Source organism: Glaciimonas sp. GG7 (genome assembly GCF_052976905.1).
Map to the genome: position 1 here is coordinate 1 of NZ_JBRIIQ010000032.1, position 20,650 is coordinate 20,650.

Annotated in this window: 15 protein-coding genes and 1 pseudogene; 9 read left to right on the forward strand and 7 right to left on the reverse strand. The window is 54.2% G+C overall.

The window, feature by feature from the left end; all coding sequences use genetic code 11:
• The first annotated feature begins 44 nt into the window (after positions 1–44).
• Entirely contained in the window at positions 45–362 is a 318-nt protein-coding gene (locus ACVBEF_RS09745) for a hypothetical protein (protein WP_447123743.1), read from the forward strand.
• A 630-nt stretch (positions 363–992) separates the two neighbouring features.
• Here the strand turns inward: ACVBEF_RS09745 and ACVBEF_RS09750 are convergent.
• Positions 993–2,627, reverse strand: a pseudogene (locus ACVBEF_RS09750) (ABC transporter permease).
• A gap of 103 nt (positions 2,628–2,730) precedes the next feature.
• Between ACVBEF_RS09750 and ACVBEF_RS09755 the strand changes: the two are divergent.
• On the forward strand, positions 2,731–3,795 hold the full coding sequence (locus tag ACVBEF_RS09755; RefSeq protein WP_447123744.1) for an ABC transporter ATP-binding protein: 1,065 nt from the start codon (positions 2,731–2,733) through the stop codon (positions 3,793–3,795).
• Positions 3,796–4,190: 395 nt separating this feature from the next.
• On the opposite strand, the gene ACVBEF_RS09760 is transcribed toward ACVBEF_RS09755, so the two are convergent.
• The gene (locus tag ACVBEF_RS09760) at positions 4,191–5,225 is read right to left on the reverse strand and encodes an extracellular solute-binding protein (RefSeq protein WP_447123745.1); all 1,035 of its coding nucleotides are present in this window, start codon (positions 5,223–5,225) and stop codon (positions 4,191–4,193) included.
• Between the two features lie 268 nt (positions 5,226–5,493).
• Here ACVBEF_RS09760 and ACVBEF_RS09765 point away from each other — a divergent pair, with 268 nt between their 5' ends.
• The 4 genes from ACVBEF_RS09765 (at position 5,494) to ygiD (ending at position 9,284) form a co-directional block, all read left to right on the forward strand.
• The gene (locus ACVBEF_RS09765) at positions 5,494–6,789 is read left to right on the forward strand and encodes a patatin-like phospholipase family protein (RefSeq protein ID WP_447123746.1); all 1,296 of its coding nucleotides are present in this window, start codon (positions 5,494–5,496) and stop codon (positions 6,787–6,789) included.
• Entirely contained in the window at positions 6,789–7,565 is a 777-nt protein-coding gene (locus ACVBEF_RS09770; protein WP_447123747.1) for a M15 family metallopeptidase, read from the forward strand. Before ACVBEF_RS09765 ends, ACVBEF_RS09770 begins: the two co-directional genes overlap by 1 nt.
• A 181-nt stretch (positions 7,566–7,746) precedes the next feature.
• A complete protein-coding gene (phaP, locus tag ACVBEF_RS09775) occupies positions 7,747–8,304 on the forward strand; it encodes a TIGR01841 family phasin (protein ID WP_447123748.1) in 558 nt (185 codons plus the stop codon).
• A gap of 176 nt (positions 8,305–8,480) precedes the next feature.
• The gene (gene ygiD / locus ACVBEF_RS09780; protein WP_447123749.1) at positions 8,481–9,284 is read left to right on the forward strand and encodes a 4,5-DOPA-extradiol-dioxygenase; all 804 of its coding nucleotides are present in this window, start codon (positions 8,481–8,483) and stop codon (positions 9,282–9,284) included.
• A 148-nt stretch (positions 9,285–9,432) separates the two neighbouring features.
• Here ygiD and ACVBEF_RS09785 read toward each other — a convergent pair whose 3' ends face one another.
• The 5 genes from ACVBEF_RS09785 to ACVBEF_RS09805 form a co-directional block, all read right to left on the reverse strand.
• Positions 9,433–11,037, reverse strand: a complete 1,605-nt coding sequence (locus tag ACVBEF_RS09785) for an NAD(P)/FAD-dependent oxidoreductase (RefSeq protein WP_447123750.1) — start codon at positions 11,035–11,037, stop codon at positions 9,433–9,435.
• Between the two features lie 213 nt (positions 11,038–11,250).
• On the reverse strand, positions 11,251–13,110 hold the full coding sequence (gene mnmC / locus ACVBEF_RS09790) for an FAD-dependent 5-carboxymethylaminomethyl-2-thiouridine(34) oxidoreductase MnmC (RefSeq protein ID WP_447123751.1): 1,860 nt from the start codon (positions 13,108–13,110) through the stop codon (positions 11,251–11,253).
• A 203-nt stretch (positions 13,111–13,313) separates the two neighbouring features.
• Positions 13,314–14,777: a hypothetical protein gene (locus ACVBEF_RS09795; RefSeq protein WP_447123752.1), complete on the reverse strand. Its 1,464-nt coding sequence runs from the start codon at positions 14,775–14,777 to the stop codon at positions 13,314–13,316.
• A gap of 384 nt (positions 14,778–15,161) precedes the next feature.
• A complete protein-coding gene (locus ACVBEF_RS09800; protein WP_447123753.1) occupies positions 15,162–16,628 on the reverse strand; it encodes a hypothetical protein in 1,467 nt (488 codons plus the stop codon).
• 121 nt (positions 16,629–16,749) lie between these two features.
• Positions 16,750–17,754, reverse strand: coding sequence for a TraB/GumN family protein (locus ACVBEF_RS09805; protein WP_447123754.1), 1,005 nt, complete (start codon positions 17,752–17,754; stop codon positions 16,750–16,752).
• A 116-nt stretch (positions 17,755–17,870) separates the two neighbouring features.
• Here ACVBEF_RS09805 and ACVBEF_RS09810 point away from each other — a divergent pair, with 116 nt between their 5' ends.
• The 3 genes from ACVBEF_RS09810 (at position 17,871) to ACVBEF_RS09820 (ending at position 20,397) form a co-directional block, all read left to right on the forward strand.
• Positions 17,871–18,566 (forward strand): pyrimidine 5'-nucleotidase, encoded by a 696-nt coding sequence (locus ACVBEF_RS09810; RefSeq protein WP_447123755.1) that lies wholly within the window; start codon positions 17,871–17,873, stop codon positions 18,564–18,566.
• A gap of 29 nt (positions 18,567–18,595) precedes the next feature.
• On the forward strand, positions 18,596–19,171 hold the full coding sequence (gene slmA / locus ACVBEF_RS09815; RefSeq protein ID WP_447123756.1) for a nucleoid occlusion factor SlmA: 576 nt from the start codon (positions 18,596–18,598) through the stop codon (positions 19,169–19,171).
• A 62-nt stretch (positions 19,172–19,233) separates the two neighbouring features.
• Complete coding sequence (locus ACVBEF_RS09820; RefSeq protein WP_447123757.1) at positions 19,234–20,397, forward strand: ABC transporter substrate-binding protein; 1,164 nt, start codon at positions 19,234–19,236, stop codon at positions 20,395–20,397.
• Positions 20,398–20,650 lie beyond the last annotated feature (253 nt).

Below are 20,650 nucleotides of genomic sequence, written 5' to 3' on the forward strand. Positions count from 1 at the left end.
CATTTCAACATATGGAGACCAAAATGGATTGACTTTCAAGACAGTTGCTTCGGGGTTCCCACATTTTCCTGCCGCCAGCCGGGTCTGATGACCAACTCGCTTCGCTCAAACATGTCATCAGCCTGATCCGTCTGGCGGCAGGAAAATGTGGCAGCGCCAATGACGGGGTAGGTCAAGTGCCACGTCAAAAGCAACGGCAACGGCAACGGCAACGGCAACGGCAACTTCAAAAGCAACGTCAACCGCAACCGCAACCGCAACTTCAAAAGCAACTGCAACTGCAACTGCAACGTCAAAGGCAACTGTGGCTACGCCTGCACTTCAAAAACAACTTCAACATCAAAAGCGCCATCGCTTATTGAGAGAGGAAACTCATCACTAAAAAGGCTGCGGCTTTTGACGTTGACCTACCCCGTCATATGATGCTGCCAAATTTTTCAGCCGCCCGTCGGGAATTGTCTGAGGACATGTTTGAGCGCAGCGAGTTGGTCCTCAGACCCGACGGGTGGCTGGAAAATTTGGGGACCCGCAGGGCAGCAGCATTTGCGGTCGCCTTTTTTGGGTTACTTTTTTTGGCGAAGCAAAAAAAGTGACTGGCCGCCGGGCCACTCCCGGCTAGCCTCCACGGAGCACAACCTGTATTAATAAAACCGACGACCGAACCAGCCTCAAACATCTCTTCATTCTGATCCGTCTGGCGGCTGAAAAATTTGGCGGCTTCATATGACGGCGTACGTCAACTTCCATTTCCAAAGCTCCATTGCTTATTTAGAGAGGAAACTCATCACCAAAAAGGCTGCGGTTTTTGACACTGACCTACAGCTAGTTAACTTTTTGGCGCTGATATAGTTGGTTTTGTATCATTTTTAATATTGTGAGTAGTTTTACTCACAATATTAAATTTGAAGCTGCTAACGGACTGTCTCGAATGCAGAGAGTAACCGGCTGTCGGCCAGCCCGACTAGCGCTCCACGGAGCGCAACCCGTGTCAATTACCGCCTCCCCAACGCCCGCGTCACCAACAACACCGGAATAAGCCCCACCACAACAATAGTCAGCGCCGGCAACGCAGCCTCCCCCAACCGTTCATCCCGCGCCAGATTGTGCGCAATTACAGCAAGCGTGTCCGTGTTAAACGGCCGCAGTAACAAGGTCGCCGGTAACTCCTTCACCACATCCACAAACACCATCAAGAAAGCAGTAGCCATGGAGCGCCACAGCAACGGCGCATGCAACTGGCTGGCAATCCGCCACCGACTCCCGCCCAAGGTACGGGCAGCTTCGTCATAGCTAGTAGGAATACGCGCGTAACCTGCGTCGATCGATTGCACCGCAACGGCAGAAAAGCGCACCAGATACGCGTAGATAATCCCGAGCGACGTAGCGGTGAGCCAGATCCCGATCGTGTTGTGGGGGGCGATGATTTGCAGCCACGCAATGGGTAGCAGGATGCCAACCGCGATCACTGAGCCGGGGACGGCGTAACCCATGGAGGCGACGGTGGTGATGAAGCGCAGCAGCATCGCTTTGATGCGCGGCAGGCCGTGGGCGCGTTGGGTGAAGCTGAGGGCCAGCGCTAATGCCACCGCTAAGCAGGCGGCGATGGCTCCGAAGCGGAAGCTGTTCCAGGCCCAATTGGCATAGCGCAGCAGATCGAAGGATGAGGCGCCGAAATCACCGCTGGCAGCCTGGCTGTGTCCTATGTCGGCCCACATTAATTGCAGCAAAATTACCACCGGTAATACAAAGCCGAGCACGATGGGGATGCTGCAGACTAGCCATGCCATCCAGCGCTGCGTGCCGCGCAAGGGTTCGAGACGCGATTCTGAGCCGTCGCCACGCTGGCCGCGCACACTGGAGAATCGCAATTTTCGTTGCGCCTGTCGTTCTAGCCAGAGCAGTAAGGCGACGATACCGAGCAGTACCGATGCGAGTTGGGCGGCGGCGATGCGGTCGTCCATGACCATCCAGGCTTTATAAATGCCGGTAGTAAATGTGGTCAGACCGAAATAGGCACTGACGCCGTAATCGGCCAGCGTTTCCATTAGCGCCAGTGCCGCGCCAGCCATCAGTGCCGGGCGTGCCAGCGGCAAGGCGACGCGCCGGATGCGGGCGGCCAGCGGCGTGCCGAGCAGGCGTGCGGCTTCCATCAAATGCAGGCCGCGCTCGTTCAAGGCGCTGCGGGCGAGTAAATAGGTGTAGGGATAGAGCGTAAAAATGAAGAGAAATATCGCGCCGGAGAGGCTGCGTATTTCTGGCAAGCGCATCCCGGGAATCATATCTCTGAGACTGGTTTGCAGCAGTCCGCTATATTGCAGAAAATCGGTATACGCATAGGCCGAAACGTAGGCGGGCATGGCCATCGGCAGCAGTAGCGCCTACTCCAAAAAACGCCGACCGCGAAACTCAAACAGGCTCACTGTGACCGCCGTTGCCGCGCCGACGATCACCACGCCGATGGTCACTGCGATGGCTAGCCACGCGGAGGTCGCCAGATAGCCAGGTAGAACGGTGTGCATTTGCTGCGTCAGGATAGTGATGGCGTGCGCATCGAGATTGAACCAGGCCGCGGCAATACCGAGGATGGGGAGGGCGATGAGCAGGGCGATTAAACCGATGAAGAGCATGGATGCAGGCGGGGGAAAAGGGGAGATTAAGTTACACTGTCGGGCTGTCGCAATGACATATTTTGACCAACCGAATTGTAACGGGCTTCACGCTCACGACCGAATGTTTCTCGACCTTCAAAATGTTTCTGCACGTTATCCCAAGGCCGCTGCACCGGCTGTGAATGCCGTGTCGCTGCAATTGGCCGCTGGTCAATTGGGCGTACTGATTGGCCCGTCCGGCAGCGGTAAAACGACATTGCTACGTACGATTGCGGGTCTTGAGCAGCCGCAAAGTGGCCGGATCTTGCTCGACCAGATGGTGCTCGATGGGCCGGGGGTCAGGGTTGCCGCTGAGCGACGGCGGATCGGGATGGTGTTTCAGGATTTTGCGTTGTTTCCGCATTTGACGATTGCCGCCAATATCGGCTTTGGCTTGCATCAAATGCCTGCTCAACAAGTCCGTCAGCGCGTTGATGAGATGCTGGCGTTGGTGGACCTCGCAAGTGCGCACGACCAATATCCGCATCAACTGTCCGGCGGTCAGCAGCAGCGCGTCGCACTGGCGCGGGCGTTGGCACCGCAGCCGCGTTTGTTGCTGCTTGATGAGCCGTTTTCCAGTCTGGACATTGAACTGCGCGAACGATTGGCGCAGGACGTGCGCGCTATTTTGAAGCAGGCAAAAATGACCGCGCTGATGGTGACGCACGATCAGTTGGAAGCCTTTGCGATTGGGGATGTAGTTGGTGTGATGCAGGCCGGGCATCTGGAACAATGGGCTGCGCCGTATCAGTTATATCATCGTCCAACGAGCCGTTTTGTTGCTGACTTTATTGGTCATGGCGTGTTTGTGCCGGGGACGTTGGTACAGAACGGCGAGGGGGTGATGGTTGCCACGGCGCTGGGACATTTGCATGATGTCAATAGGGCTTTGGTCTTGTCAGATCGTGCGTCGGGGGGAGTCGATGTGTTGCTGCGGTCTGACGATGTCGTGCATGACGACGTTTCATCTTTCAAGGCAAGGGTGGTGCGCAAAACATTTCGCGGCGCTGATTTTTTATATACGCTGAAACTACCAGACGGACAGGAGTTGCTGGCGCTGGTGCCGTCGCATCACGATCACGCGATCGATGAATGGATAGGCATCCGTCTGGATGTCAGCCACGTGGTGACATTTCCGACGGTATAATTAGCTAATTTACAATTGAGTGATAACGGAATCGGGTGGTAAACATGTTGGCGAACTATGTGGTGGTGGGGATAGAACTGAGCGTGGTCGTGGTGATCGGGTTGGCGATTTATATGATCAGAAAAAAATAACAACGCGTCGGTTGTGCGTGTGGGTATACGAAATAAGGGAAAAACAAAAAACCCGTTCGGAGTGATTCCGAACGGGTTTTTTGTTTTTAAATGACGAGGTCATGTTGATATATAAAATTTGTGAAACACCCTAAGCCCGTTCGGACTGAGTAGGCACAAAGTGCCGTATCGAAGAATCTCCAACGTATGCAACTACTTCGATACGCCCTGTCGGGCTACTCAGTACGAACGGTTTTTAGAACTTAAATGTCAACACGCATTAGCTTACTTATAACCAACCTTATCGAGCATCTGCAACACCTTCTGCTGATTGCGCCCAACCGCCGACACATCAATGACTTCCGCTTTAAACGGCCCCAGTGCATCAAGCGCGGCGTTGTCGGTTTTGATGCCTTTGACTGCCGGCCATTCGTTATTGCCTTCGGCAAAATAACGCTGGGCGTTGTCGCTGGCCAGATATTCCAGGAACGCGATCGCCTCGGCCCTGTGCGGGGCGTATTTGGCGACACCGGCACCGGCGATATTGACGTGCGCACCGAACGAGTGTTGGTTCGGCCAGACCACGGCGACCTTTTTCATCAGGGCGATGTCTTCCGGCTTGGTGGATTTCATGAGACGGGCGACGTAGTAGGAGTTTGAAATCGCGATGCCGCACTCACCGGAGCTGACCGCCTTGATCTGATCGGTGTCGCCACCGACCGGGGAACGCGCCAGATTGGCAACATAACCTTTGAGCAGGGCTTCGGTTTTAGGCTCACCCAGATGTTCGAGCAACGCGCCGAAGAGCGAGACGTTGTAAGGATGCGCGCCGCTGCGGGTGCAGAGTTTGCCTTTGTTTTTGGGGTCAGCCAAGGCTTCGTAACTATCGACATCGGCGGGCTGGACGTTTTGCTTGTTGTAGACAATGACGCGTGCGCGGGTCGATAAGCCGAACCATGCCGATCCTTTGCCGTCGTCCTTGCCGCGCAGGTTGGCGGGAATGCGTGCATCAAGCGTGGCCGATTTGATCGGTTGAAACAGGCCGTCATTTTCTGCGCGCCACAGACGGGCGGCGTCGACGAGCAGGATGACATCGGCAGGGCTGGCGCTGCCTTCACTTTTGAGGCGGGCAATGGTGCCGGCGTCATCGCCGTCAACGCGGTTGATGTTGATGCCGGTGGTTTTGGTGAAGTTGCTGTAGAGCGCTTCGTCGGTTTGATAATGGCGTGCGGAATACAGATTGAGCACTTTTTCTTGCGCCACGGCGGTGACGGTCAAGCTGGCTAATAGGGTGGTGGCGATGAGGGTACGCAAAAGCATGTATTTTCCTTTCGAAGATTGACTAACCCGGGCTAAATCATGCGTGACTGTACTGTTAGTTTTAGTGACGCAATTTCTGGGTGGAAACTATAGCATTTAATGATAATGATTGTTGTTCGTATTTGTGCGCATTTGTTTGTAATTGTTCATATTTGTTCAGTCAGCGTGTTTTTGACAGTGCAGATTTGCCAGGCAAAGAAGCGCGCTACGTGGTTATTCTTCAGGTCGGTTAAGATAAGTCTTCAGTCACTGCAAAGAACGGCGAGATATGTCCAGTAGAGCTCCTGACAAGATTGTGAAGAATAAAATTGCCCCTGATGCAACGGTACTGTCTCAGGTGAAAGACGCCAAAACCGGCGCTATTCCGCCTGAGGGTAAGAACAAAGCGCATAAGCCGCCCGTGACCAAGCCACGTATCGTGCTGGTGTTACAAGGCGGTGGCGCGCTGGGGGCGTATCAGGCTGGTGTCTACCACGCCATGCACGAGCACAATATGACGCCGGATTGGGTCGTGGGAACCTCCATTGGGGCGATCAACGCTGCCATCATTGCGGGTAATGCGCGTGAGTTGCGTCTGGCGCGATTGAAAGAATTCTGGGATGCGGTCTCGCACAAGGATCTGGTCAATATGGCGAAGGTGCCCGATGCAGTGCGCAAGACCAGTACGTGGTGGACTACGCTGGATACGGTGTTGCGTGGCGTACCGGGATTTTTCAAGCCGCGCTTGATGAGTCCTTTTGCGATAGGTTTGCCAGTGGAGCCCGAGCAGGCCAGTTTTTATGACACTTCACCCCTGACCGAAACCTTGACGCGGCTCGTTGATCTGGATTTTCTCAATTGTCCCGACAGTATCCGGCTCACCGTCAGCGCCATGAAAGTGACTAACGGCGAACTGGTTTGTTTTGATTCCGACCAACGCCGTATCGGTATCGATCACATCAGGGCCAGCGGCGCTTTGCCGCCCGGATTTGCACCGGTGCGGGTGGATGGCGATTTGTACTGGGATGGCGGTTTGTATTCGAATACGCCGCTGGAAATCGTGCTTGATGATCAGGAAGGTCAAGACGATGACAGTAACGATCTTGAGAAGCCGCGCGTCGATACGATTTGCGTGATGGTGGATTTGTGGAGCGCAGAGGGCGACGAGCCGCGCACCTTGGATGAAGTCGAGACGCGTCAGAAAGATGTCACGTTCGCCTCACGCTCGCAGCGCCATATCGAAAACTATCTGCGCATCCATGAATTGCGCCGCACGGCCCGGGCGTTATATGACAAATTGCCAGCAGCCGAACGCAGCAAGGCTGATCGTAAAGAATTTGCCGGGATTGCCGATAACAGTACTATTCACGTCGTGCGTTTGCGCTATGGCGGGCATGACTGGAATATGGCGTCGAAGGATGTGAATTTCTCGCAAGGATCGGTGCAGTGGCGTTGGGATCAGGGCTATCAGGATGCCATGCGGGCGATCGCCAGCGCGAGCATGACGATGTTTGCTCAAACTGATGCCGGACTGGTGATCCACGATTTTAGCGCAGAGCCGTCGGATTCGGTGTTAGCAGATTGATGGCGCTGCGGTTGCCATTATTGCTGTTGCTGGCAAGTTGCATGGCTGCCGCCGTCACGCCAACATTCGCATCGCCAGGCAGTGCGCAATGCGCGCAGTTAAAGGCGACGGGCGTGCTGGGGCCGGGTGCGCCGGTGACATGTTCGCAATTGCAGGTGGTGCGGTTTGCGTATATCGACTTTGATCATCAACGGCATGACGATGGTGAAATCATGGTGATGGCCGCCGTTGCGCCGCAAGTGGCGACGATTTTTAAGTTGTTGCTGGCGCAGCGTGTGCCGCTGGCCCGTGCGCGCTTAATGGATCACTATCAAGGGGATGACGCGGCGTCTATGGCGGACAACAATACCTCCGCCTTCAATCACAGACCGATCACCGGCGGCAGCGCCCCTTCGTTGCACGCATACGGACTGGCGATTGATCTTAATCCTCTGCAAAATCCTTATTTGCGCCGCAATGACAAGGGGGTGATTGAAGTCAGTCCAGCCGCTGGCAAGGATTATGTTAAACGTTTGCCGATGCGTCCAGGGATGGTTGATGCGCAGATTGCGGCTATTTTTGCCGCGCATGGTTTCCCGATCTGGGGCGGGGACTGGCGTGAGCCGATTGATTATCAACATTTTCAGGTGAGCCGTAAGATGGCTGAACGGCTGGCAAAACTGCCGCTCAAACAAGCACAGGCCACTTTTGAAAACAGTATCGGCGTGTATCGTCGTTGTATGGTTGGCAAAGCCAGTACGCCTGCGACAAGAAAAATATGCGCATTGGATAAATAGAGAGTAAGTTTGTTGCCAGATAAAGACGTCGGTTAAGGGGGAGTGTAAAATATAGCAACAATTTTGTTGCATTGCACAATAACGCTTGACGGCGGGTTTTCTATCTGTAAAATAGAATTTGTTGCAGCGCACCATTTGGTGGCTGATCATAGTTTTTATCAAACTTACATAGGAGAAGACCATGTTTTCATTTCAAGAGCAGTTTTCCGCAGCCACTAAAGCCCATTTCGAAGCGCAACTCGCTTTGATCAACACATTGACCACCAAAGCCTTTGAAGGCGTGGAAAAAGTCATCGAGTTGAACATGAACGCTGCTAAAGCAACAATGGAAGAGTCGAGCGCGTCAGCCAAGCAATTGCTGGGTTCGAAAGATGCACAAGAATTTATGTCTAAAGTCGCTGAGCAAGCCAAGCCAAGCGCTGAAAAAGCAGCCGCTTACGGTCGTCATCTGCAAGGTATCGCCTCCGGTACACAAGCTGAATTGACTAAAGCTGCAGAAGTACAAATCGCCGAAACGAGCCGCCGCATCAATGCGCTGATCGACGAAGTAAGCAAAAATGCACCAGCAGGTTCAGAAAACGCGATCGCGATTCTGAAGTCGGTCATCGGCAACGCTAACGCAGGTTACGAGCAACTGACTAAGACAGCTAAACAAGCTGTTGAAACACTGGAAGCCAATGTGAACAATGCAGCAACGCAATTCGCACAAACTGCTGACAAAGTACGCCCTAAGAAGTAATTGTTTGAATGCGCCTGTCTGAACTGCGGTTCGACAGGATCAAAAAGCCGCTTAGCTTGCTAAGCGGCTTTTTTGTTTTGTAGGATGCTGTGCCGTATCGTCACAAAAAATATATAGTCAATACCTCCGCGTATTTAGCGATAAACGCATCTTTCCTTTTTGAGTGAAACAATCCCATGAGCAATACCGTTCCCCACCGCATGCCAGCAATATTTTTCGGTCACGGCAGCCCGATGAATGTCTTGCAAGATAACCGTTACACCGCTGCATGGGCCGAGTTAGGGATGCGTGTTGCGGCACTCAAGCCGAAGGCTATTCTGTCGATTTCGGCGCATTGGTACACCCGCGGTACCAGTGTGACGGCCATGCCGCTGCCGAAAACCATCCATGATTTTGGTGGTTTTCCGCAGGCGTTGTTTGATATCGCGTATCCCGCTGCCGGCGACCCGGCGCTGGCTGCAGAAGTGCGTGACTTATTGGCACCGGTTGCGGTTGGGATGGATCAGGATTGGGGGCTCGATCACGGTACCTGGTCGGTGTTGGTCAAGGCGTTTCCGCATGCTGATGTGCCGGTGATTCAGTTGAGTATCGACGCCACCCAGCCGCCGCAATTTCATTTCGATCTCGGGTGCAAACTGGCGGCCTTGCGTGAGCAGGGCGTGTTGATTATCGGTAGCGGTGACGTGGTGCACAATTTGCGGTTGTTGAATTGGGACCCGCAAGCACCGGCGCATGTCTGGGCTGAGCGGTTTAATACGACGATACGAGAATGTTTATTAGCCGACGATTTGCAGCAAGTGATCGATTACGCTGAGTTGGGCGAGGATGGCAAACTGTCCGTGCCGACGGCGGAACACTTTTTGCCGTTGTTGTATGTGATTGGGGCCAAGCAGGACGATGAGGCCATATCAATCCCGGTCGATGGGATTGATATGGGGGCCATTAGTATGATGACGGTGGTGGTGGGCGCAGTCTCTTGATAAGTGAAATGTGTAAATCAAATAAAACCCGTTCGGACTGAGTAGGCACAAAGTGCCGTATCGAAGAATCGCCAACGCATGCAACTACTTCGATACGCCCTGACGGGCTACTCAGTACGAACGGGTTTCTTGCGTTTCAGTAATCTGATTATTTATTGATCATACTCAACGCCACCGCCTCAGCCACCCGTATCCCATCAATGGCCGCCGACATAATCCCGCCAGCGTAACCGGCACCTTCACCGGCCGGAAACAAACCAACCGTATTGAGACTTTGCAAACTATCGTTGTGACGTTTAATGCGTACCGGCGACGAGGTGCGGGTTTCAACCCCGGTCAGGACCGCATCGGCCATCGCAAAACCACGGATTTGCTTATCGAACGCAGGCAACGCTTCGCGCATGGCGGTAATGGCGTAATCGGGCAAGGCCATGCTTAAGTCGCCCGGATGCACCCCCGGTTTGTAGGACGGCTCGACACTACCGAAGGCGACCGAGGCGCGACCGGCCAGAAAATCGCCGACCAGTTGGCCCGGTGCGTTGTAATTGCTGCCGCCGAGTTCGTAGGCGCGTGACTCCCAATGTTCTTGCAGGGCGATTCCTGCCAGTGGATGGTCGGGGTAATCAGCGGGCGTGATGCCGACGACGATGCCGCTGTTGGCGTTGCGCTCATTACGCGAATATTGACTCATGCCGTTGGTGACGACGCGGCCCGGCTCTGACGTGGCCGCAACCACCGTGCCGCCCGGGCACATACAAAAGCTGTAGACCGCACGGCCATTGGCGCAGTGATGCACCAGTTTGTAATCCGCCGCGCCCAGAATGGGATGACCGGCGCTGGGGCCAAAGCGACATGCATCGATGAGCGATTGCGGATGTTCGATTCGAAAACCGACCGAAAACGCCTTCGCCTCAACGTAGACACCGCGCTCATAGAGCATGCGGAAGGTATCGCGAGCGCTGTGACCAATCGCCAGCACGACGTGATCGCTGACGATGGCCTCACCACTGGCGAGTATCACGGCGCGTATCTGACCATTGACGATATCGAGATCCTGCACTTTTTGTTCGAACCGAAATTCACCGCCCAAGGCCTCAATCGAGGCGCGCATTTTTTCCACCATCTGGACCAGACGGAAGGTGCCGATATGCGGCTTGCTGACATACATGATTTCTTCCGGCGCGTTGGCCAGTACAAATTCGGTCAGCACTTTACGACCGTAATGTTGGGGGTCTTTAATTTGTGTCCAGAGTTTCCCGTCGGAAAAAGTGCCCGCGCCGCCTTCGCCGAATTGCACGTTCGACTCCGCGCTCAAGACGCTTTTGCGCCATAGGTCCCAGGTATCTTTGGTACGCTCACGCACGGCTTTGCCACGCTCCAGAATAATCGGCTTGAACCCCATCTGCGCCAGAATCAAACCAGCAAACAAGCCGCATGGACCTGTGCCGATGACGACCGGACGTGATTTTTCCGTGCCGTTGGCGTGCGCGACGAATTTGTACTGCATGTCCGGTGTGGCTGTGACGTGTTTGTGCGCCTTCAAGCGCTGTTGTACGGGTGCTTCGTCTTTGATCTCTACATCAACGGTATAGGTCAGCATCACATTGGATTTTTTGCGGGCGTCGTAACTGCGTCGAAAAATTGTGAAGTTCAGCAGAGCGTCTGGTGTGATCGCCAGGCGTTCCAGAATCGCGCTGCGGAGCGCGTCTTCCGGGTGGTCGAGCGGGAGTTGAATTTCGTTCAGTCGCAACATGGGTGTTCCGGGTAATTTTGGTGATTTGTTGGCGCGCCGCTATCATCGGACCGAAGGGCGTATGCGTTGCAACGTTGGATGGGCGTCATTTTACCTTAGGGGGATGGAAGATTCTGAGGCATTCCCGCTTTTGCCGGGAGGCAATGCCAGTGGAGCGCAAAGGTTGACCTTGCGGCGTCTACCGCATCAAAAAGAGTGCTTAACGTTGAAGAGTTAAGTGCTCTTTTTTGTGCGTTGTGCCTTCAAGATAAACCGCGCCGGGTCAAGCGTGGCGGCCAACTCGGCCTCCATCGGCAGTGGCTCGCCGTTCAATTGCGCAGCCAGTAATTCCGCCGCTAGCGGAGCCCAGATCAAACCGCGTGAAGCGTAGCCGAGCAGGCCATAGAGTCCCGACAAGCGCGGGATATCTTTTAATTGCGGTTCGCGCAGTGTGGATGTTGCCAGCGTATCGGGCAGTGCGCCGACCAGCGGCAAACGGTCCGTTGCTACGCAGCGAAAGCCGACGCGCCCAGCCAGTGGCAGCATCGTTGTATCGGTGTTCCAGGTCGGGAGCATGGTGTGGGTGCGCGCCAGATTCTGATCCTGACTCTGTTGCCGCAATGTCGTTTGGGCGTCCTCATCGTAAGTCGCGCCCAGGCTGCACAGGCCGTCGATTGCTGGTGTCAGATAGCTGTCGCCGCACAGCACTTGCGTGATCTTTGGCGCGTGTTGAGCATCGATATGCGTGACCTGCCCACGGATCGCGCAGAGCGGCAAGTCGCAGGTTTGTGGAAAATCGATCGCCCCCATGCCATTGGCCAAAATCACCACTGGCGCACTGGCAATCACCGCGCCATGGGGATCGCAGACTTGCCAGCCCTCTGCCGTTTTGATGAGCGTGCTGGCTGTGACATTGAAATGGGTCTGCAATTGCGCGCCGCACGCTTGCAGCATGACCGCACACAAGCTGCGCGGATGGACCCAGCCGCCGCCGGGGAAAAACCAGCCGCCGTGATGGACGGCGTATCCCAATAATGCGCTGGCCGCCGGTTGGGTCAACCATTGCGCATAGTCGGCAGGTAAATTGGCCTGCGCCGACCAAGTCTGTTGCGCGCTGGCATGGTCGGTATCGCGGGCAAGCTGCAGTACGCCGCACGTAGCGCCTGAGAAGGCGTGACCAACCCCTCCCAGACTCTGCCAGACATGGCGCGCAAACAGATACGCGCTGCGACTCAGGCGCGAAGTCGGATTGTCGTCTCGGGAGAGGAGCGGCATCACAATGCCAGCCAAATTACCGGAGGCTTCTTGCGCGATCTCAGGATGGCGCTCGATCAAGGTGATGTTCCAGCCGCGTAATGCCAGCCGTTGACAAGCGGCAGCGCCTGCTAAGCCTGCGCCAAGCACGATGGCGTGGCGTGGAGGAGCGGCGGTATGTGTGGATACAGCTTGCCAGCGTGGCGAAAACGACGCATTTTTTACGTCCGTGACGATGGATGCATCGGTATTTTCAAATACAAATCCAGCTTGTTCTAATATTTTTTGTTGGTGTTCGGTGAGCTGCGCGATCGCCAATTTGGCTTGCGGAGCTGCCAACCGTCCCAAGCGCCGTAGTACCGGTAATGACCATTCTTGCGTGACCGGGCTTGCCGCAAAATGCCCATAAATTGCATCCATCTGCGCCGCAATCTGTTGCAGGCATTGTGCGCGATCCCCGATCATCAGCGTCAATACAATACGATAGTCTTCAAGATAAAGCCGATGGAAGCCTGGCATCAATGGCGGCCAGACCGCTTGCAATGCCGCCGCCAGTATCGGCCATGCGGCGTGTTCTCTCGCCATTTCTTCGCCCGTGAGCGGCGCTGGCAGTAGCGCCAGATAGTGCAGTTGCTGTGGTCGGGCGTCAGTGTCGCGCCACGCTTGCCATGTTGCGAGAAACTGTCGGCCTGTATCGAATGCGGTGTCGAGGAGGGTGTAGCTAAGCTGTTGTCGCCATTCTTTGACGATGCTTTCGAGCATTATTTTGCCTGTCGCCGTGTGAGAAGCGTGATCGGGCATAGGCGTGATTGGTGGCAAAGGTGGAGCGGGATTGTGCATCTGGGAAGTGTATCTAATTTCTATTCAAATCCGTGCGATTACTGCCATCGTCTCGGTAACTGTGCCGAAGGCGCAAAAGGCTATCGGGCACAGACAGGCCGAATAATTACCGACTCTTACATAACTGATGTTATGGGGTCTGAAGTCGCTCCCTTCAGCCGCTAGCAGGGGAAGGGAGCTAAGCAATCACTGCGTAATGTCACTTACACCGGCGTTGCTTCTTCGACCGTCACCTTTTTCAGCACTGAATTATTTGTAGATCCCGTCCGGGCTAATATCGCCTCTACCGGCTTGGCCAACAGATGCTCTGTGGTACGCATGAGGCGTTGGGGTACGCGTAGTAATAATGCGCGACACGAGGGTTCAACTGTACCGTTCACAACTTTTTCACCCCATGGGCTGGTCTGCTCTCTGTGGATCAATCGGCTGTCGTCGTTGACCAGATATATAAACCGATTGTTGTCGAGGAAGGTGCGCAATGTTTCCAGTGTCTGGACGTCGTTATCTTTAGCCTGATATTTGGCCACCAATTCGGGGTTGGCGTTGAAGGCCAGAAGCAGCTCGGTATCCAAATGTGTAAAAAGCAGGTTCATTTTTCCCAGCCGCTGCAAAATGCCCTCGTGATCTTGATCGGCATTGCGAAATTTCTCCACATTCGCAGGCAGCTGCGCTCTGTTGCGATCGATGTGCCCGCCAAAGATGGCGTCACCGGCCCACGCGCCAGTGGCGTTGAGTAGGGCGCGCAGACTATCTAAGGCACTTTGCGTCAGCGCGGCCGCCCCCGATACGGAAGCTGCCGCTGTGTCGCCGCCCGTTGCCCGCGCACTCAACAGCATCACTCTTAGCGGAGCTACTAAGTTGTTGAGCATGGCAGGCAGGGCGGCTGCCGCCTGTCCTTTTTCCAGCAGTTGCAGCACGGTGTATGAAGCGCAATCCCTTAGCGTTGCATCTTCTGCGGGTGCGGCTGTCTCTGGATCTTCGAGGCAGGCATCGAGCAGAGCAAGGGCGACGGTCATGCGCGCTTCGATTTTGCAGACCAGGTCGACGCGGTCTGCTGTCGGGGAGCGCAAACTCATCGTCACTAATGCCTTGACCGCCTCCAACACAGTCAGGCCCCAGTTGCCAAAGGACGAGCCGGTGGGGTGATCGGCTGCGCTCAGTTTTCGATCCGGATGAGATTGCATCCCGGCATACATGATTGCCAGCAGTGAGCCACAGATCCCCAGCGATATGGTCTCTCGGATGAAGTTTACGTTGCGCGCCGTCTTGCTGGTGTTCCCCATTGCGGCCATAAACATGTCGCCTTGATAGAGAAATTTCTTTATTTTTGTCTCGTTAACTCCCTCGACATGATCCGGGGCTGATTTTCCAGTAAGAGGGGCGACGCGCAATAAGGCGGCCTCTGCCTGTCGGTATCCCAGATCGTAATAATCCGAAAAATGGTTGGCTGATTTGACTGCGCACTTAAAGGCATTTATGTATGTTATTGCGCGTAAGAGTGCCTCTTGCTCTGTGTCATGGGCTGCTTCCGGTTCGATGGGGAGTGTTTCCGATGATCTCCTCCCGGCTGTAAGTCTTTCCAGTACAGGGCTGCTTTCGGGACTATTACAGGGCTGCTGGGGGATGGTCGATGGTCTTGCTAAGCCTACTTCTGAAACTTCAGGCATGGTGATCCTTTAGAGTATTTAAATGACTGATACTTATCTTTTAGTGATTAAAAGATCTTTTAAATAGCATTCTTGTCGGCGATCATCCATGTCGGAACGCCTCAACAGCTCAGTAATAGCACCCCGCAGCCAGTAATGCCGTTCAGTTAAGAAATCGTTCGGACTGAGTTGCGTAGTATCGAAGGCGCACCTGCATCAGCGCTGACTTCGATACGCCCGATGGGCTACTCAGCCCGAACGGTTAACTAGATTAATTAAACAGCATTACCCCGCAGCGAGCGTGTTTCAGAGTGACTGCGGTGCGTAATCGGACCTGCGTTGCAGCCTTTGAGCGTCGCTATGGAGGCACGCCCGGTCTGGTAAAACCGTCGATACGCGCAACGATTAAAAGCGCCTTGGCCTTGCTAGCCCGACTGCCACGCTCTCCGGCGCGGCGTCATTTTTATTGCCCTTCCTCTTTATTGCTCCCGCGATTTTTTCGGCCGGGTGGCCCATCAGACGCTGGACTTCAAGCGAGCAGCGGTAGGGGGCGCGTGCGATCATGCCGGGCCTGACCCGAAATTTTCCATCGACAAATTTTTTGCCCCAATGGTTTTCCGGCGCTTCGCTCGACAATGTGCCATTGTGGTTGGCTGTAAAGGGGATCTGCTCAGCGTCTAAAAATGCTTGCAATGTGGCCATCGAGGTGATGTCGGCTGACAGAAACTCGGCGTTCCTCTCAGGGGAGGCGGCAATACTATTGAGCAACTCTGTATCGCACGTTGAAATAAGGAATGTGGTTTTTTCCATTCGCAACAAAAGCGCACGGTGTTCAATCTCAGAATAGCGAAATTGTTCTCTGAGGTCCGGCAGAGCGGTTCCGATACGATTGAATTCGAGGCCGAAGAGTTTGTTGCGTGCCCATGTACCCATACTGCTGGCTCCGACGCGCACGATACCATCGCAAACATGACTTGCGACCCGAAACATACCGCGCAATGAAGCATGCGCCGGGTCGCCGCTGACCATCTCTGCGACATATTGCCAGGAGCGTGCCAGCGGCAAGGCGGCATTGGCGAAAGTGCACACCGTGGCAAAATCGCGCCCTTTTTCAGCCACTTGCAATGCGATTTTTTTAGCGCGCGTCCCGACTGAGACACTTTCTTTCAGCGTAGCCACAGACGGATCATCCAGGCAGGCTTTGAGCAAGAGGATGCAGACTGCCAGACGCTTTTGATTTTCTTCGACCAGATGGTGTCGCATCAATGTCAGAGGGCTGAGGCTTCTGGTGATCAATCCCTTGAGAACCTCGACTATTACCAGAGCCCAATCGCCAGCGTCTTTGCCAGTCGGACGATTTGCTGCACTGTAATCACCCGTGTTGTAGGCGTCTTCGGCGACCAGCGCAGGGATGATGGTTGCCAGCATCCCGATGCTGACCCCTGCTGAGATCAGATCTTGCAACAGGCGTGCGTTGAGTCCGGTGTCGCCGGTTTTCTTTAATTCATCGAGATAGGCTACGATTTTGCAGAATTCGGTATCGATAGCGGCATCAGTGATTTCTTCTGCATCGTGCGTCTGGGATGGTGCATTAAGCGTAGCAGCATGCACCATCGTGGCAATTGCCTGCTCGTATTCCTTCTTATAAAACCCCTGACCTGCTGCGGTTGTACCGATTGCGCACTTGATGATCTTTGCGAATTTCATTTCCCGGGTGCGCTGCTCCGGCGTCGTGGCAGCGAGGTCCTTCATATGGATGGGTAGCCCCCATCCAGTCTTAAATCGTGGGCCGACCGAACGGGGTGGGGCATTTGTATAGTGTCGATGCGGGGCGGAGGTATAGGGTGAGCTTGCTTGCGGAGCTACTGGCATATTGGTCCTTTAAAATAGGTAATGATGAACAGATCCTCTCAATAGGTTCCTGACGTCAATTTACAACGCCTCAATCCTCATCCGTAGACGAATCTAATTTCCACATTTTTAGCAACTATCGCTAATACGTTCGCAGCACCTTATAACCACGTTCTTGCAACAACTTCTGCACGGCGCTCGCTCCTGTCAAATGCAGCATGCCGATACCGACAAATACGGTCTCACCAGCGGCGCTGGAATTTAGCAATTTTTCGACGGCATCGGCCAGTGCCGGATTGCGCCCCTCCAGCAATGCACGCTGGACAAATTTTCCGGTGAAGGTGTCGTCGCTGGTCATTTCTTTCAACAGTGTGTTCAGACCGACCAGATCGCCGCTGCGCCATAACGCGATCAATTGCAGCGCCTTGCGTGCGCGCACCGGATCACGTAAATCATTGACGCTGTCTTGCAAAAATCGGGTTTGATCAGCGATGGATAAATTGCCCAAAAGCGACAACTGATATTCGACACTTTCCAGACCGATCAAGGGCTTGTTTTGTGTTTGCGCATAGTCAGACAAATAGTTGTCGACGCCCTGTTCTTTGGGATAGCCATGGCGGGCGTATTCTTCCGTCATCAGCACCGTTGCCAGCAGCCACGGTTTCATGCGCGCGGTACTGGTGGGCGCAATGCGGTATTTTTTGAGCAAACTACCCAGCGCTTGCTTGAGCGCTGCGGGCATCTCTTGTCGGTCTTGCGCGGCGGCGCTGTCATCGGGATAGAGCGCATAGCGTTGTATCAGTTGATTGACCGCCTGGGTATCGCTGGCGTCGATTTCAATGGCGATGCGGGAAGACTGGTTTAATGCCGTCATGACCTGCGGCGCGAGGGGGAAAAAATCAGCGCGACCGACGTGAATCGTGCCAAACAAATACACGGTATGACCGTCGCGCTCGATGGAAAACAGCGCGCCGCCTTGCCGGAGCGTCTCTGATTTGACCGTGATGTCCTTGGCTAGTGTGGATGCGCTATATAGTGCGATGAGGCACAACGGGATCAGATAGCGGTGACGTCCGCGCAGATCGATGCTGCGGCTGAAAAATGACTTAAATCGAGACCGCACATTCTCTATAATCTGGCGCAGCACACATTCTCCTTGACGCGTAGTTGCGTAGTTGTTGTTATCTGTCCGAACTTACCTTGGCGATTTTGACGACTTTTTCAGCGTTTTGAAATGATGAAAATTTTACAAGAATGCGGAATATGAATTTTATGCATACTACACCGCTATGGTTATTCGACCTCGATAACACACTGCACAACGCTTCGTACGCATTTTTTCCAGCGATCAATGACAACATGAATCGCTTCATCGCAGGCGTCCTGGGTGTGGATGGGGTTGACGCCGATGCGGCCACGGTAGACGCGGTGCGCACCGATTACTGGCGGCGCTATGGCGCGACGCTTTTGGGGATGGTCAAACATCATGCGGTACGGCCCGAAGATTTTCTGCGTGAGGCGCATCGCTTTGACGATCTGGCCGGGATGATCCGGGCTGAGCGCGGCTTGATCAGTGTGTTGAAGCGGCTACCCGGTCGCAAGATTTTGCTCACCAATGCGCCGCAACGCTATTCCCGTGAGGTAATGCGGCATTTGGGTTTGCATCGTCAATTCGGGCAGCATATTGCGATTGAGGCGATGCAGGTACATCGGCAATCTCGCCCCAAGCCGTCACCGCAATTTTTGCGTAAATTAATCGCCCGTCAACGCATCCCGGCCCATCGTTGTATTTTGGTAGAGGACACGCTCGTCAATCTGAAGAGCGCCAGGCGCATAGGCATGCGTACGGTATGGGTGACCGGATATTTGCCGCAAAAGTTGACAAAGCGCACCCGCGCCGTCGATGTCAAAGTAAAATCCGTGCGGCGTCTGGCTGATCACTGTCATCGACTACGCTAAATTTCAACAGATTACTGAATAACACGACTATGGCAACAATGAAACCGGGCGAGCGTAAGCTACAAATTCTTCAAGCGTTAGCGAGTATGCTCGAGCAACCTAAAGGTGAAAAGATCACCACGGCGGCGTTGGCTGCCAGATTAGAGGTGTCCGAGGCCGCGTTGTATCGCCATTTCGCCAGCAAAGCGCAGATGTTTGAGGGATTGATCGAGTTTATTGAGTCCAGCGTCTTCGGCCTCATCAATCAAATCGCCGAGCAGCAGGAAAATGGCTTGTTGCAGGCTAAGGCCGTGGTGTTGATGCTGCTCAATTTTGCCGAGCGCAATCCCGGCATGACGCGAGTGATCATTGGCGACGCGCTCATCAACGAAGATGCGCGGTTGCAGTTGCGTATGAACCAGTTTGTGGATCGGGTTGAACTGGCCTTGAAGCAGGCGTTGCGTATCGCCGCCAGTCAGGGTGAAACCAGCGAAACAGAGGCCACTATACGCGCCAATATATTGACCAGTTTTGTGCTGGGCCGCTGGCAACGGTTTGCCAAAACGCGTTTTGTACAAAAACCGTGCGACGACGCGGTGCAACATATTGCGTTAATGTTGGTGTAATACCGGCGTCAATAGCACCGTAAGAGCGTGATAAAAAACCGACTAATAACAGGAGTCTGAGCATGAAAAAAATAGGATTTGGCGTCGCCACCATCGCAGTGACCCTAGCGTTGAGCGTCACTAGCGTGCAAGCGCAAATCAAGGTCGGCGTGAGCGTATCGGCAACCGGCCCTGCAGCATCGTTAGGCATCCCGGAGAAAAATACCTTCGCTTTATTGCCGAAAGAAATTGCCGGTCAAAAAGTTGAATACATCGTCTTAGATGACGCTACCGACACCACTACGGCGGTCAAGAATGCCCGCAAACTGGTGACCGAAGACAAGGTGGATTTACTCATCGGATCGACCACCACACCGAACACGCTGGCGATGAGCGATGTCGCCGCCGAATCCGGCACGCCGCTCATTTCCATGGCCGCCTCGGCCTTGTTGGTGGAGCCGGTTGACGCTAAACGTCACTGGATTTTCAAGTCGCCGCAAAATGATTCGCACATGGCCACTGCGATCATCTCGCACATGGCGGACGCCGGTGTGAAAACGGTGGCTTTCATCGGTTTTTCGGACGCCTATGGTGAAGGTTGGTATCGCGAATTTGCCAAGCTGGCGGAGATGCGCAAGATCAAAATCGTCGCCAACGAACGGTTCTCCCGGCCTGATACTTCCGTCACCGGCCAAGTGTTAAAAATCATCAGCGCCAACCCTGATGCGGTATTGATTGCAGGCGCTGGCACACCGGCTGCGTTGCCGCAAAAAACCTTAAAAGAGCGCGGCTATAAAGGCAAGATTTATCAAACGCATGGCGTTGCCAATAATGATTTTCTGCGCGTGTGCGGCAAAGATTGTGAAGGCACATTTTTGCCAGCCGGACCCTTGTTGGTGGCAGAACAACTGCCGGATAGCAACCCGGTGAAAAAGTCGGCAATGGCCTATCGTGCCGCCTACGAAAAAGTCTATGGCGCAGGTAGCGTATCGACCTTCGGTGGACATGCCTGGGATGCGGGACAGTTGTTGGCAGCGGCGGTGCCTGCTGCACTCAAAAAAGGACCGCCGGGCAGCAAAGAATTCCGCGCTGGTTTACGTGACGGGATTGAGGCCATCAAGAATCTGGCGGTCTCGCACGGCATCGTCAATATGAGCGCCACCGATCACGTTGGTTACGATCAGCGCTCGCGGGTGATGGTGGAAATCGTGGGTGGTAAATGGAAGTTGTTGGACGCTGCTAAGTAGTCTTTAAGTTGTGTAGCGTGTTGACGCTGTAAGTTCTTAGAGGGCGTGTTGAGAATTGGAATTTGTAAAATCCATAAAAACCGTTCGGACTGAGTAGGCACAAAGTGCCGTATCGAAGAATCGCCAACGCATGCAACTACTTCGATACGCCCTCGGGCTACTCAGTACGAACGGGGTTTCTTAAACTTACATGTCAACATTCCCTATTTACATTAGTTGCCGCTGGCCGGATTCCCGGAACCAGCGGCAATCT

Bases quoted from the DNA above. Each gene is read 5' to 3' on its own strand.
- ACVBEF_RS09765 (WP_447123746.1), top strand. From the start codon at position 5,494: ATGTCCAGTAGAGCTCCTGACAAGATTGTGAAGAATAAAATTGCCCCT.
- phaP (WP_447123748.1), top strand. From the start codon at position 7,747: ATGTTTTCATTTCAAGAGCAGTTTTCCGCAGCCACTAAAGCCCATTTC.
- ACVBEF_RS09760 (WP_447123745.1), bottom strand. From the start codon at position 5,225: ATGCTTTTGCGTACCCTCATCGCCACCACCCTATTAGCCAGCTTGACC.
- ACVBEF_RS09795 (WP_447123752.1), bottom strand. From the start codon at position 14,777: ATGCCTGAAGTTTCAGAAGTAGGCTTAGCAAGACCATCGACCATCCCC.
- ACVBEF_RS09810 (WP_447123755.1), top strand. From the start codon at position 17,871: ATGAATTTTATGCATACTACACCGCTATGGTTATTCGACCTCGATAAC.
- ygiD (WP_447123749.1), top strand. From the start codon at position 8,481: ATGAGCAATACCGTTCCCCACCGCATGCCAGCAATATTTTTCGGTCAC.
- slmA (WP_447123756.1), top strand. From the start codon at position 18,596: ATGGCAACAATGAAACCGGGCGAGCGTAAGCTACAAATTCTTCAAGCG.
- ACVBEF_RS09770 (WP_447123747.1), top strand. From the start codon at position 6,789: ATGGCGCTGCGGTTGCCATTATTGCTGTTGCTGGCAAGTTGCATGGCT.
- ACVBEF_RS09820 (WP_447123757.1), top strand. From the start codon at position 19,234: ATGAAAAAAATAGGATTTGGCGTCGCCACCATCGCAGTGACCCTAGCG.
- ACVBEF_RS09785 (WP_447123750.1), bottom strand. From the start codon at position 11,037: ATGTTGCGACTGAACGAAATTCAACTCCCGCTCGACCACCCGGAAGAC.
- ACVBEF_RS09800 (WP_447123753.1), bottom strand. From the start codon at position 16,628: ATGCCAGTAGCTCCGCAAGCAAGCTCACCCTATACCTCCGCCCCGCAT.
- ACVBEF_RS09755 (WP_447123744.1), top strand. From the start codon at position 2,731: ATGTTTCTCGACCTTCAAAATGTTTCTGCACGTTATCCCAAGGCCGCT.
- mnmC (WP_447123751.1), bottom strand. From the start codon at position 13,110: ATGCACAATCCCGCTCCACCTTTGCCACCAATCACGCCTATGCCCGAT.